Annotated in this window: 12 protein-coding genes; 5 read left to right on the plus strand and 7 right to left on the minus strand. The window is 72.3% G+C overall.

Annotated elements, in window-relative coordinates:
- Positions 1 to 226 precede the first annotated feature (226 nt).
- The 3 genes from EG812_RS24910 to EG812_RS24920 are packed head-to-tail and all read right to left on the minus strand — an operon-like array spanning position 227 to position 3,024.
- The gene (locus tag EG812_RS24910; RefSeq protein WP_158632536.1) at positions 227 to 724 is read right to left on the minus strand and encodes an Lrp/AsnC family transcriptional regulator; all 498 of its coding nucleotides are present in this window, start codon (positions 722 to 724) and stop codon (positions 227 to 229) included.
- A gap of 39 nt (positions 725 to 763) precedes the next feature.
- Positions 764 to 1,906 carry an acyl-CoA dehydrogenase family protein gene (locus tag EG812_RS24915; protein ID WP_126712959.1) on the minus strand — a complete coding sequence of 381 codons (1,143 nt, stop codon included), beginning with the start codon at positions 1,904 to 1,906 and terminating at the stop codon, positions 764 to 766.
- On the minus strand, positions 1,903 to 3,024 hold the full coding sequence (locus EG812_RS24920) for a M24 family metallopeptidase (RefSeq protein WP_199743942.1): 1,122 nt from the start codon (positions 3,022 to 3,024) through the stop codon (positions 1,903 to 1,905). Before EG812_RS24920 ends, EG812_RS24915 begins: the two co-directional genes overlap by 4 nt.
- 172 nt (positions 3,025 to 3,196) lie before the next feature.
- Here EG812_RS24920 and EG812_RS24925 point away from each other — a divergent pair, with 172 nt between their 5' ends.
- Positions 3,197 to 3,409 (plus strand): hypothetical protein, encoded by a 213-nt coding sequence (locus EG812_RS24925; RefSeq protein WP_126712961.1) that lies wholly within the window; start codon positions 3,197 to 3,199, stop codon positions 3,407 to 3,409.
- A gap of 11 nt (positions 3,410 to 3,420) precedes the next feature.
- On the opposite strand, the gene EG812_RS24930 is transcribed toward EG812_RS24925, so the two are convergent.
- On the minus strand, positions 3,421 to 3,801 hold the full coding sequence (locus EG812_RS24930) for a VOC family protein (protein WP_126712962.1): 381 nt from the start codon (positions 3,799 to 3,801) through the stop codon (positions 3,421 to 3,423).
- Positions 3,802 to 3,885: 84 nt separating this feature from the next.
- Here EG812_RS24930 and EG812_RS24935 point away from each other — a divergent pair, with 84 nt between their 5' ends.
- Both EG812_RS24935 and EG812_RS24940 read left to right on the plus strand, forming a co-directional pair.
- The gene (locus EG812_RS24935) at positions 3,886 to 4,794 is read left to right on the plus strand and encodes a 5'-3' exonuclease (RefSeq protein WP_199743948.1); all 909 of its coding nucleotides are present in this window, start codon (positions 3,886 to 3,888) and stop codon (positions 4,792 to 4,794) included.
- 20 nt (positions 4,795 to 4,814) lie between these two features.
- Positions 4,815 to 5,135 (plus strand): hypothetical protein, encoded by a 321-nt coding sequence (locus EG812_RS24940; protein ID WP_126712964.1) that lies wholly within the window; start codon positions 4,815 to 4,817, stop codon positions 5,133 to 5,135.
- A 251-nt stretch (positions 5,136 to 5,386) separates the two neighbouring features.
- On the opposite strand, the gene EG812_RS24945 is transcribed toward EG812_RS24940, so the two are convergent.
- From EG812_RS24945 to EG812_RS24955, 3 genes are read right to left on the minus strand one after another with little or no spacing between them, the layout of a single operon-like run.
- Complete coding sequence (locus EG812_RS24945) at positions 5,387 to 6,205, minus strand: sugar phosphate isomerase/epimerase family protein (protein ID WP_126712965.1); 819 nt, start codon at positions 6,203 to 6,205, stop codon at positions 5,387 to 5,389.
- Complete coding sequence (locus EG812_RS24950) at positions 6,202 to 7,356, minus strand: dihydrodipicolinate synthase family protein (protein ID WP_126712966.1); 1,155 nt, start codon at positions 7,354 to 7,356, stop codon at positions 6,202 to 6,204. The genes EG812_RS24945 and EG812_RS24950 overlap by 4 nt, the downstream gene beginning before the upstream one ends.
- Positions 7,353 to 8,504 (minus strand): Gfo/Idh/MocA family protein, encoded by a 1,152-nt coding sequence (locus tag EG812_RS24955; protein WP_126712967.1) that lies wholly within the window; start codon positions 8,502 to 8,504, stop codon positions 7,353 to 7,355. Before EG812_RS24955 ends, EG812_RS24950 begins: the two co-directional genes overlap by 4 nt.
- A gap of 256 nt (positions 8,505 to 8,760) precedes the next feature.
- On the opposite strand from EG812_RS24955, the gene EG812_RS24960 reads away from it, so the two are divergent.
- On the plus strand, positions 8,761 to 9,777 hold the full coding sequence (locus EG812_RS24960; protein WP_126712968.1) for a LacI family DNA-binding transcriptional regulator: 1,017 nt from the start codon (positions 8,761 to 8,763) through the stop codon (positions 9,775 to 9,777).
- Positions 9,778 to 9,821: 44 nt separating this feature from the next.
- Positions 9,822 to 12,524, plus strand: a complete 2,703-nt coding sequence (locus tag EG812_RS24965) for a hypothetical protein (RefSeq protein WP_126712969.1) — start codon at positions 9,822 to 9,824, stop codon at positions 12,522 to 12,524.
- Positions 12,525 to 12,557: the final 33 nt, after the last annotated feature.

The raw sequence follows: 12,557 nt of genomic DNA on the forward strand, positions 1-12,557 counted from the left end.
AGCGACCCGGTGCCGCGGCACCACCAGGGAACAGCGCGCGTGCTGACTCGCGCCGCTCACGATCGGGTCTCACTTCCGCAGAATCAGGGATGGATCCTAGCTCCGTATCCCGAAAGTTCACCGCACCGGGGTCGGATGTTCTTGATCATCTCGTCGCATTCCGCACAATCTCCTCAGCCCTCACCAGACGCCATCCCGAAACGCCTGGTCAGGGCGGGCCGCTCGGCTACCCGCCGGACGGCTCGGCGGCGACACCACGCGGCCGAGGCTGCTCCGCCGGCTGCGCGAGCTTCGGCGGACGGTGCTCGTACGGGGTGGAGAGCACCACGGTCGTCCGGGTGGTGACGTTCGCCGAGGTCCGGATCTCCTGCAGCACCCGCTCCAGGTCCGCCGGCCCGGCCACCCGCACCAGCAGCAGGTAGAAGTCCTCCCCCGCCACCGAGTAGCACGAGTCGATCTCCGGCAGATGGGCCAGGCGTTCCGGCGCGTCGTCGGGCTGCGAAGGGTCGAAGGGCCGGATCGCCACGAAGGCGGTCAGCGGCAGGTCGAGCGCCTCGAAGGAGACCCGCGCGCCGTAGCCCTTGATGACTCCGCGCTGCTCCAGCCGGCGTACCCGCTGGTGCACCGCGGAGACCGACAGGCCGACCCGCTCGGCGAGGTCCGTGTACGACAGCCGACCATCGACGGTCAGTGCCGCGACGATGGCCCGATCGATCTCCTCCACGGCGTGCAACCTACCCGCTGAGCGCCCGATGTGCGACGTTCAGCCCTTCGCCAACGCCCGGGAAATCACCATCCGCTGGATCTGGTTGGTGCCCTCGACGATCTGCAACACCTTCGCCTCCCGGAAGTAACGCTCCACCGGATGATCGGCCACGTAGCCGGCGCCGCCGAGCACCTGCACCGCGTCGGTGGTCACCCGCATCGCCACGTCGGTGGCGAACAGCTTGGCCTTGGCCGCCTCGATCGAGTACGGCCGGCCGGCGTCGCGCAGCCGCGCCGCCGCCAGCGTCAACGCCCGGGCGGCGGAGATCTGCGTGGCCAGGTCGGCCAGGGTGAACCCGAGACCCTGGAACTCGATGATGGCGCGGCCGAACTGCTGGCGCTCGCGGGCGTAGTTGACCGCGTAGTCCAACGCCGCCTGGGCCAACCCCACCGCGCAGGCGGCGATGCCGAGTCGGCCGGAGTCCAGCGCGGCCATGGCGATGGTGAAGCCCTTGCCCTCCCCACCGATCAACCGGTCGGCGGGCACCCGGGCGTCGTCGAAGACCAGCTGCGCCACCGGCGAGGAACGCAGCCCCATGGTGCGCTCGGCGGTCTGCGGCGCGATCCCCGGCGTCGCCCGGTCGGCAAGCAGGCAGGAGATGCCCTTCGGGCCGGGCCCGCCGGTGCGGCAGAAGATGTTGTAGAAGTCGGCCGTGTGGGCGTGGGTGATCCAGGCCTTGGTGCCGGTGACGACGTACTCGTCGCCGTCGCGGACCGCCTTCGTGGTCAGCGCCGCGGCGTCCGAGCCACCCTGGGGCTCGGAGAGGCAGTACGCGCCCAGCAACTCGCCACCGATCATGTCCGGCAGCAGGCTGCGCTGCTCGTCGGTGCCGAACGCGGCCACCGGGTAGCAGGACAGGGTGTGCACGCTGACCGCCTCGGCGACGGTGAGCCAGCGGCCGGCCAGGATCTCCAGCACCTGCAGGTAGACCTCGTAGGGCTGGGCCGCGCCACCGTACTCCTCGGGGTACGGCAGCCCCAGCAGGCCGGCGCGGCCCAGGGTGCGCAGCACCTCCCTGGGGAACTCCCCACGCTGCTCGTGCTCGACGACCCTCGGCGCGAGTTCCCGGTCGGCGAGTTCGGTGGTCAACTCCAGCAGGTCGTGGGCCTCGTCGGTGGGCAGGATCCGCTCGACGGTCATAGCTCGATCAGCTCCGTGGTGGTGGTGTTGAGCCGACGTACGCCGTCGGTCGTGCAGACGACGATGTCCTCGATGCGGGCGCCGTGCCGCCCGGCGAGGTAGATGCCCGGTTCCACGGAGAAGGCCATCCCGGCGACCAGCGGTTGGTCGTTGCCGGCCACCACGTACGGCTCCTCGTGGCCGTCCAGGCCGATGCCGTGCCCGGTGCGGTGCAGGAAGGCCGCGCCGTACCCGGCGGCGGCGATCGGCTCGCGGGCCGCGGCGTCGACCGCCTCGGCGGTCACCCCCGGACGGACCGCCGCCACCGCGGCGTGTTGCGCGTCGCGCAGCACCATGTAGTAGTCGGCGAACTCGGCCGGTGCCGGGCCACCGGCCACATAGGTACGGGTGCAGTCGGAGCGGTAGCCCGAGGGCATGGTGCCGCCGATGTCCACCACCACCGGCTCACCGGCCCCGATCGGCCGGTCGGCGGTGCCGTGGTGCGGGCTGGCCCCGTTCGGGCCGGCGGCGACTATCACGAAGTCGACGGTGACGTGCCCGGCGGCGCGGATCGCCGCGGCGATGTCGGCGGCCACCTCGACCTCGGTACGCCCCGGCCGCAGCCACTCGCCCATCCGCTCGTGCACCGCGTCGATCGCCGCGCCGGCCTCGGCGAGCGCCGCGATCTCGGCGGGCGACTTGACGATCCGCAACTCCCGCAGCACCTCGGAGGCCAGCCGCTGCCGGGCGCCGGGCAACACCGCACGCAGCGCGAGGACCTGCTCGGCCCACATCCGGTCGGCCAGCCCCACCGCGTCGACCGCCCCGTCGAGCGCCGCGGTCACCAGCGGGTACGGGTCGCTGCCGTCGGCGTGGTCGACGATGCGCACGCCGGTGGCCGGCGCCGGCGACGCCTCGGCCGCGGGCCGCTCCAGGGCGGGCACGATCAGGGTCGGCTCGCCCTCGGCGGGCAGCACCAGCAGGGTCAGCCGCTCACCGGCGTGCGCGTCGTAGCCGGTGAGGTAGCGCAGGTCGGAGCCGGGGCTGAGCAGCAGGGCGTCCAGGCCGGCGGCGGCGATGGCGCGCTGCGCGGCCACCAGTCGCTGCGGCGGGTAGAGTTCGTCGATTCCCACCCGCACAGCTTAACGGTCGTTTGGGGGCGGGTTCTGTGGACGGTCGCGCCGAGCGTAGCCCGCCGACCGGTCAGGAATCGAGAAGCACTCCGCGCCGCAGCACAGCAGGCTGACCTTCAGGACATCCCGCCCGGCACGTCACGTCGGGCCGGGCAGCTCATCTCTGCTGGAGGTCGCCGTGCGCTGGAACAATACCGTCCGACAGACCCACCGATGGACCTCGATCATCTTCGTGGTGACGGTCATCGTCGCCTTCGTCGCCGCCGCCCAGGCGGAACCCGCCGAATGGCTCTTCTACCTGCCGCTGCCCCCGCTGGCCCTGCTCCTGTTCACCGGGTTGTACCTGTTCGTGCTGCCGTACGCCATCCGCCGGCGACGCACCGCGAGCTGACCCGGCACGGCTCAGTGCATCAGCCAGAGGCAGAACGGGTGGCCGTCCGGGTCCAGACAGACCCGGACGTCATCCTGCGGCTGGAACTCGGCCAGGGTCGCGCCGCAGGCCAGCGCGTGCGCCACGGCGGCGTCCAGATCCTCGACGCCGATCTCCAGGTGCATCGACATCTGCTGCCGTCCCGGCTGCGCCGGCCAGGTCGGGCGGACGTACGCCCGTTCCCGCTGGAACGACAGTCCGACGCCACCGTCGGCGTGGTGCAGGATGACGTCGTCGGCCTCCTCGACCTTGATCTCCCAGCCGAGCAGCCGCACGTAGAAGCGGGCCAACGCGGCTGGGTCGGGCGTGTCCAGGTTGACCGTGGTCAGCGTCAGCCGGGTCGGTACGGACATCTGTGGTCCTCCTGGTCGTGCCGGGCACCCCGAACGTCGGTGGGGTGTGCCAGGCTGTCGGACGTGGCACAGCAGACCCCGATCATGCTCGTCGACGCGCCCAGTCTCTACTTCCGCGCCTACTTCGGCATCCCCGAGTCCGCCGCGAAGACCGCCGACGGCCAGCCGGTCAACGCCGTACGCGGCTTCCTCGACATGCTCGCCCAACTGGTGCGCACCCGCCGCCCGGGCCGGATGGTGTGCGCGATGGACCACGACTGGCGACCGGACTGGCGGGTCGCGCTGCTGCCGTCGTACAAGGCGCACCGGGTGGCGCCGGAGGGCGGCGAGATCGTGCCGGACACCCTCTCCCCGCAGGTGCCGATGCTCCTCGACGTGCTGGCGGCGCTGGGCATCACCGTGGTCGGCGCGGCCGGCTACGAGGCCGACGACGTGCTCGGCACCCTCTCGGTCACCCAGCCCGGGCCGGTGGAGGTGGTCTCCGGCGACCGCGACCTGTTCCAGTTGATCGACGACGCCCGCGGGGTGCGGCTGCTCTACATCGGCCGGGGCGTGGCCAAACTGGACGACTGCGACGACGCCGCGGTGCGCGCCCGCTACGGGGTGCCGGCCGACCGGTACGCCGAGTTCGCCGCGCTGCGCGGCGACCCCAGCGACGGGCTGCCCGGAGTGGCAGGTGTCGGCGAGAAGACCGCCGCCCGGCTGATCGACAGGTACGGCGACATCGCCGGCATCCTCGCCGCCCTGGACGACCCGGCCTCCGGATTCGCGCCCGGTCTGCGCGCCAAGCTCGCCGCCGCACGGGACTACCTCGCGGTGGCTCCGAAGGTGGTCCGGGTCGCCCTGGATGTGCCGCTGCCGCCGCTGCCCACCGAGTTGCCGACCGCGCCCGCCGACCCGGATCGGCTGCTCGACCTGGCCCAGCGGTGGAACCTGGCTGGCTCGACCCGGCGGCTGGTCGACGCGCTCGCCACCCGAGACACGACGGGCTAGGTCCGGTCTACGCTGGTGCCGTGGGAGCCATCGACCCGCTCAAGACTGTAGTGATCATCCTGGCGGTCGTCGCGATCCTGCTGGCCGCTGTTCTTCTCGTCCGCAGGCGACCTACCGGCACCGCCCGACTGCTCGGTCGAGAGGTCTACCGTCCTGGGCTCGCGGCATCGGCATTGACGTGCCTGGGTGTGTCCATGTTGGTGAGGACGAGCAGCGACGCCATGCCCGTGGCATGGCGGGAGCCGGCGTCGCTGGTCGGCGGCGGGTTGATCCTCGCCGTTGTAGTCCTGGTGTCCATCCGCTTCCGGTGGCGACGCACTCCAAGGCAGGCCACCGAATAGCCCGGTCCATCGCACCGGCCAGCCCCGGTCGCGGCGGCGGGATCGGCAGTCGACCCGTACCCCCGGCGGCCTACCGGCAAGGGTTCCCGCCGCCTCGGTCGTCTGCTCCGCCAACTGGCTCGCCTCCACGTTCCCTCCACCCGGCACCGCCAGCCATCGTCCCGTCGGAACGTCGTTACCGGCGCGGGCGCGATGCTGTGTTAACAGGGGCACCTTCTACTACGCGAGGCGTTAACAAGGTGCCCTTCCTTTCATGCGACCTCGCGCAGGTAGCCGTCGATCGCGGCGGCGAGCACCTGCGCACCAGGGCGGGCCCAGATGTCGGCGTGGAAGACCTCCACCTCGATCGGGCCGGTGTAGCCGGCCGCGTCGACCGCCTCGCGCAGCCGGCGCAGCTCGATGCAGCCGTCGCCGGGCAGCGCCCGGCCGAGCAGCACTCCCTCGGGCAGCGGGGTGATCCAGTCGCAGACCTGGAACGAGGCGATCCACTCCCCCGCCCGGGCGATCTGCGCGTACACCGTGTCGTCCCACCAGACGTGGTACGCGTCCACCACCACACCGACCACCTCGGGGGCGAACCGTTGCGCGATGTCGAGGGCCTGGCCGAGGGTGGCGATGACACACCGGTCGGCGGTGAACATCGGGTGCAGCGGCTCGATCGCGAGCCTCACCCCGGCGGCCTCGGCGTGCGGGGCGAGGTCGGCGATCGCGTCGGCCACCCGGGCCCGGGCCCCGTCGATGTCCCTGCTGCCCTCCGGCAGCCCGCCGGAGACCAGCACCAGCACGGGTGCGCCGAGCGTGGCGGCCTCCTCGATGGCGCGCAGGTTCTCGTCGCGCCATCCGCCGGCGCTGAAGAAGCCGCCCCGGCACAGGGTGGTCACCTCAAGTCCGGCGTCGCGGACCAGCTTGGCGGTGCGGGCCAGGCCGTGCTCGGCGACCGGTTCCCGCCACAGGCCGATGCCCGGCACGCCGGCGGCCACGCAGCCGGCCACCACGTCGGGCAGCGGCCAGCGTTTCGTGGTGGCCTGGTTGAGGGAGAAGCGGCGCAGCGCCGTCCGGTCGCCGGTCACTGGGCCACCCCCGCGACGGTGAAGAACGCGCGGGCGCGGGCGGCGGCCAGGTCGGCGTCGGGTAGCAGCCCGGCGTCCTCGGCGAGGGTGAGCAGGGTGGCCAGGTGCGCCGGGGAGCGGCCGGACTGCAGGCCGCCGACCATGGTGAAGTGGTCCTGGTGGCCGGCCAGCCAGGCGAGGAAGACGATGCCGGTCTTGTAGTACCAGGTGGGTGCGGCGAACAGGTGCCGGGCCAGCGGCACGGTCGGGGCGAGGATCTCGTCGTACCCGGTCAGGTCGCCGCGGTCGAGGGCGGCAAGCGCGGCGGCGGCGGCCGGTGCGATGGCGGCGAAGACGCCGAGCAGCGCGTCGGAGTGCCCGCTGTCGTCGCCCCGGATCAGCTCCGGATAGTTGAAGTCGTCACCGGTGTAGAGGCGTACCCCGGCGGGCAGCCGCCGCCGCAACGCGACCTCGCGGCCGGCGTCGAGCAGCGACATCTTGATGCCGTCCACCCGCGACACGTGGGCCTTGATCAGCTCGATGACGGTGTCGGCGGCCAGGTCCAGGTCGGTCGCGCCCCAGTAGCCGGTCAGCGCCGGGTCGAACATCGGGCCGAGCCAGTGCAGCAGCACCGGGCCGTCGGCGGCGGTCAACAGATCGTCGTACACCCGCAGGTAGTCCTCGGCGTGGCGGGCGACGGCGGCCAGGTGGCGGCTGCACATCAGCACCGGCACCGCGCCGGCGGCCTGCACGTCGGCGAGTTGCTCGCGGTAGGCGGCGGTGACCTCGGCCAGGGTGGCCGGGCCGGGCGGCAGCTGGTCGGTGGCGACCCCGGCGACGATCCGGCCGCCGACCGCGCGGGCCTGCGCCGCGCTGCGTCGGATCAGCTCCCGGGTGCTCGGATAGTCCAGGCCCATGCCGCGCTGCGCGGTGTCCATCGCCTCGGCCACCCCGAGGCCGTACGACCAGAGGTGCTCGCGGAAGGCGAGGGTACGGTCCCAGTCGAGCACGGCCGAAGTGCCCGGCGTGTTGTCGGCGCCCGGATCGGCCACCACGTGCGCGGCGGCGTACGCGATGCGGCTGCGCGGCGGGCCGTCGGGGCGCGGATGCCCGGTGCCGCCGGCCAGCCGCAGTCGCCGCCCGCCGGGCAGGGTGACGGTCGTGCCGCTCACAGCGACAGCTCCGGCACCTCGACGCGGCGGCCCTCGCGGGCCGAGCGCAGACCCGACTCGGCCAGCTGCACGCCGCGCGCCCCGGCCAGGAAGTCCCACCGGAACGGCTCACCGGCCACCACGTGCCGCAGGAACGCCTCCCACTGCACCTTGAAGCCGTTGTCGAAGTCCTCGTTGTCCGGCACCTCGGACCACTGTGACCGGAAGTCCTCGGTGGCCGGCAGGTCGGGATTCCACACCGGTTTCGGGGTGACCGCCCGGTGCTGCACCCGGCAGCGCCGCAACCCCGCCACCGCGCTGCCCTCGGTGCCGTCGACCTGGAACTCGACGAGTTCGTCGCGGAACACCCGCACCGCCCAGGACGAGTTGAGCTGGGCGATGACCCCGCCGTCGAGTTCGAAGACGGCGTACGCGGCGTCGTCGGCGGTGGCCTGGTAGGGCCGACCGGCCTCGTCGACCCGGCGCGGGACGTGGGTGGCGATGGTGGCGGAGACCGCACGCACCTCACCGAACAGCTCCGCCAGCACGTAGTGCCAGTGCGGGAACATGTCCACCACGATGCCGCCGCCGTCTTCGGCCCGGTAGTTCCAGGAGGGACGCTGGGCGGGCTGCCAGTCACCCTCGAAGACCCAGTAGCCGAACTCGCCGCGCACCGACAGCACCTGACCGAAGAAGCCGCCGTCGAGCAGGCGCTTGAGCTTGCGCAGACCGGGCAGGAACAGCTTGTCCTGCACCACACCGGTGCGTACGCCGGCGGCGCGGGCCGCGCGGGCCAGGTCGAGGGCGGCGGCGGTGTCCTCGGCGAGGGGCTTCTCGGTGTAGATGTGCTTGCCGGCCTCGATCGCCGCCCGGATGGCCTTCTCCCGCTGCTGGGTGACCTGGGCGTCGAAGTAGATCTCGACGTCGTCGCGGGCCAGCGCCGCCGCCAGGTCGGTGGTCCAGTCGTCCAGGCCGTGCCGTTGCGCGATCTCGCGCAGCTTGGCCTCGCTGCGTCCGACCAGGACCAGGTGCGGCCAGACGGTGGTGCCGTCGGCCAGTGGCAGGCCACCGGCGTCCCGGATGGCCAGCAGGGAACGCACCAGATGCTGCCGGTAACCCATCCGGCCGGTGACGCCGTTGACGATGATGCCGATCGACCTGCGGGTCATGAGGGATCCTTCCGCAACGAGGCCAGGTAAGCGCTTTCCTGACGCAGCCTAGGGCGCGCGGGACCCACGGGGCAAGGGCTTTCCTGGCGGCGACGCCGCCGAACTTCCGACGGCAGCACCTCGGCACGAACCGGCCGAACCGGGCCTATCTCCCGGTGTGACCTGCGCGAACCACGCGACGGTAAAACACCCGCACTGCGGTACGGTGACGCTGGCCGTCACAGGCGCGGCCGACGCGACACGGGAGGGGACGCGGGTGGCGACGCTGTCCGATGTGGCGCGGCGGGCGGGAGTCTCCCCCGCCACGGCTTCTCGAGTGATCAATGGCAGCAGCAAGCCGGTCACCGACGAGTTGCGCGAACGGGTCCTGCAGGCCGTCGCCGAGTTGCAGTACGTGCCCAACGCCCACGCCCAACTGCTGGCCCGCTCCCATCGCGGCGCCGTCGGTGTCATCGTGCACGACGTCTCCGACCCGTACTTCTCCGAGATCACCCGAGGGCTGCAACGGGTCGCCACCGACCAGGGTCGGCTGCTGATGATCTGCAACAGCTACCGGGACCCGGACCGGGAGTTGGAGTACGTCGAACTGCTGCGCGGGCAGCAGGTGGCCGCCATCATCCTGGCCGGCTCCGGCTACCACGATCCCGACTTCACCACCCTGCTCAACGGCAAGCTGGCCGCGTACGAGGCCACCGGCGGGCGGGTCGCGGTGATCGGCCGCCACGAGCACTCCGGTGACGCGGTGATGCCGGACAACCGCGACGGCGCCCGGCTGCTCGGGCAGGAGATCTGCCGGCTCGGCCATCAGCGCATCGGGGTGGTGGCCGGGCCCCGGGTGCTGACCACCACCACCGACCGGCTGACCGGGCTGCGCGAGGCGCTCGCCGAACACGGTCGGCAGCTACCGGAACAGCTCGTCCGGTACGCCGATTTCGACCGGGACAGCGGCGCCGAGGCGACCGCCGCCCTGCTGGACGCCGAACCCGCACTGACCGCGATCGCAGCGCTCAACGACTCGATGGCCATCGGCGCGTTGTCGCTGCTGCGCTCCCGGGCGGTGGCGGTGCCCGATCGGGTCAGCGTCTTCGGTTTCGACGACATGCCGATGGCCCGCGACGTCACCCCGGCGCTGACCACGATCCGGTTGCCGCTTGTCGAGATGGGTGCCCGGGCGATGGCGCTGGCCCTCGACGGTGGTTCCGCCGGGCCCCGGGTCGAGTCGCTCGCCGCCGAACTGGTCCGCCGCGACAGTTCCGGACCGCCGCCGCACTGAGGTGCATCACGGGAGATTTGCGCGAATGGGATAGATATAGTCACATGCGTAGACTCCTGATCTCAGCCGCGCTCGTGGTGGCGCTGGTGACCGGGGCCACCGGGCCGGCGGCCGCCGAGCCACCCGAGGACCCCACTCCCCGATCCGCCGTCGAAGGCTGGTCGGTGGCCGACGGCGAGCTGACCTGGCGCTCCGACACACCGGTGCCGATGGGCGACGCCGCCGTCGAATTCTGGTCGGGCCAGCGGCGGCTCGGCGCGGCTCGTCCGCACCCGGACGGTCGAACCTTCAGCCTTCCGCTGACCGCGCCGGTCGAACCCGACGAACTCGCGGTGCGGGTCGGCGGCAGACGAATCGACGCGGACGCCCCACGCGAACGCGCCCGCCGGTCGGGACCGGTCGCCGCCATGGCGGCCCCGCAGCCCGCCGGCCCCGTCGACCCCGGCAGGCCCGGACCGTACCGACAGATCACCGGCGAGTACGACCTGCCCGGGGTCACCCTGCCGCAGTTCCCGGAAAAGGTGGAGATGCGGGCGGTGGTGGTCGCGCCGCAGGGCACCACCGGCGCCCGGCCACTGGCGCTGTTCCTGCACGGCCGCCACGCCGTCTGCTACCGGGGCGACGAGCAGGTGCCCCAGCAGTGGCCGTGCCCGGCCGACACCGAGCCGATCCCGAGCCACCGTGGCTACCTGCAGGCGCAGCGGCTGCTCGCCTCACAGGGATACGTGACCGTGTCCATCTCGGCCAACGGGATCAACGGTCAGGACTGGGCCGCCGCCGACGGCGGTGCCCAGGCCCGCTCCTCGCTCGTGCGGCTGCACCTGGCGAAGTGGGCCGACTGGGCCGGCACCGGCCGTGCCGGCGCACCGGCCATCGTGCGGGCCGCGCCCCGGGCCGACCTGTCCCAGGTGTTCCTGATGGGTCACTCCCGTGGTGGCGAGGGGGTCAGCCGGGCGGCGATGGACTCGCTCACCCCACCGCCGAGGGCACAGGACGGCTACCCCGGCACAGTTCGCTGGACCGTACGCGGCATGCTGCTGATCGGTCCCACGCTCTTCGGGCACAACCCGGTGCCGGACGTTCCGTCGGTGACCATCCTGCCCGGCTGCGACGGTGACGTCTTCGATCTGCAGGGCCAGATGTTCGTCGACGCCACGCGGGGGCTCAGCCCGAGTCGCGCACTGCGCAGCGCGCTGTACGTGATCGGGGCCAACCACAACTACTTCAACACCGAATGGACGCCCGGACAGTCGGTGGCACCGTCCCAGGACGACTTCTACACCAGCGACGACGAGCCGGACCCGGTCTGTTCACCGGGCATGCCGAGCCGGCTCACCGCCACCCAGCAGCAGACCGTCGGCGCCACCTACATCGCTGCCGCCGCGCGGCTCTTCGTCGGTGGTGACGACCGGGTCCGGCCGCTGCTCGACGGCACCGGCCGACGGGCGCCCTCGGCCGACCCGGCGCGGGTGCTCGCCCACGCCCTCGGCGGCAACCGCACGCCGGTGCTCACCCCGGACGCGTCGACACAGCTGTCGGGTGGGGCCCGGATCTGCGACCAGGTCACCGACGACGCGGATCGGTCCTGCCTCGGCCTGAACGACCGCAACGCCCTCCTGGCGCACTTCACGCCGTTCCTCTGGACCATTCCCGAGCCTGACCGGTACGCAGCCGAGCTGGCCTGGTCCCGTGCCGGCACACCGATCCTGCTGGCTCCGGCCCGGCCGGTTTCCGTCGCCGGTGCCCGTGACCTGGCGATGCGGATCATCATCCCACCGAACACGACCGGCACCCGGCTGGACGTGACCGTCGTCGGGACCGACGGCCGACGCAGCCGGCTGGGCGAGGTACGGGTCGACGGCCTGCCCGGCACCGGCAACACGACCTCCTACTGGGCGCAGGAGGTACGGGTGCCACTGCAGGGGGCACCGGCACGGCTGGCCGCCATCGAGATCACTCCACGTACCGCGTTCGGGCAGGCATGGCTGCTCGACGCGTGGGGCTGGAAGCCGGGCACCCCCGACCCGCGTGCCCCCCGCCTGCCGCGGCTCGACATCGGCACCCTGGAGGTGGCCGAGGGTGACTCCGGCACGAAGACGTACGAGATCCCGGTGACCATCACGGGACGCGGCAGCGCGACGGTACAGCTGAACCTGACCGATGACACGTTCGTCAGCCGCTCCTGGCTGGCCACCGTCCGGCCCGGTCAGCGCAGCATCCGGGTGCCGGCCGAGGTGGTCGGTGACACGCTGTGGAACTACACCGAGCGGCACCTGCTGACCGCCAAGGCGCAGCACGGCATGGTGGTCGGCAGCTACCTCGGCGGCCTCGACGTGCTCAACGACGATCCGGCGCCGACCATCACTGTCGAGGCCGCCCAGCGCGTCACCGAAGGCGAGACGTTGACCTGGCGTTTCACCGCGTCCGCGCCGACGGAACAGGGCATCTTCGCGATCGCCTGGCCGCAGCCGCCCACCGCCGGCCCCGAGCTGTCCACCATGGACGTCGATCCGGACTGGTTCACCGAACACGCGTACTCCCCGGTGGAGCCCGAACGGCCGCTGTCGCAGACCTGGCTGGTGCCGTACCTGGAACTGGCCCCGGACGCGGTCGTCGCTGAGATCACCGTCCCGACGATCACCGACTCGGTGGTCGAACCGGACGAGTGGATCGAGCTGCGCTTCGACCAGGAACCGGACGGGCCGCAGCTGCCACCGGTGCTGACCGGTGTGGTGACCGACGGCTGAGCGGGGACGCCGCGGTGGCACCGGTACGGATAC

It is taken from the genome of Verrucosispora sp. FIM060022, assembly GCF_003977705.1.
Taxonomy (GTDB): Bacteria; Actinomycetota; Actinomycetes; order Mycobacteriales; family Micromonosporaceae; genus Micromonospora; species Micromonospora gifhornensis.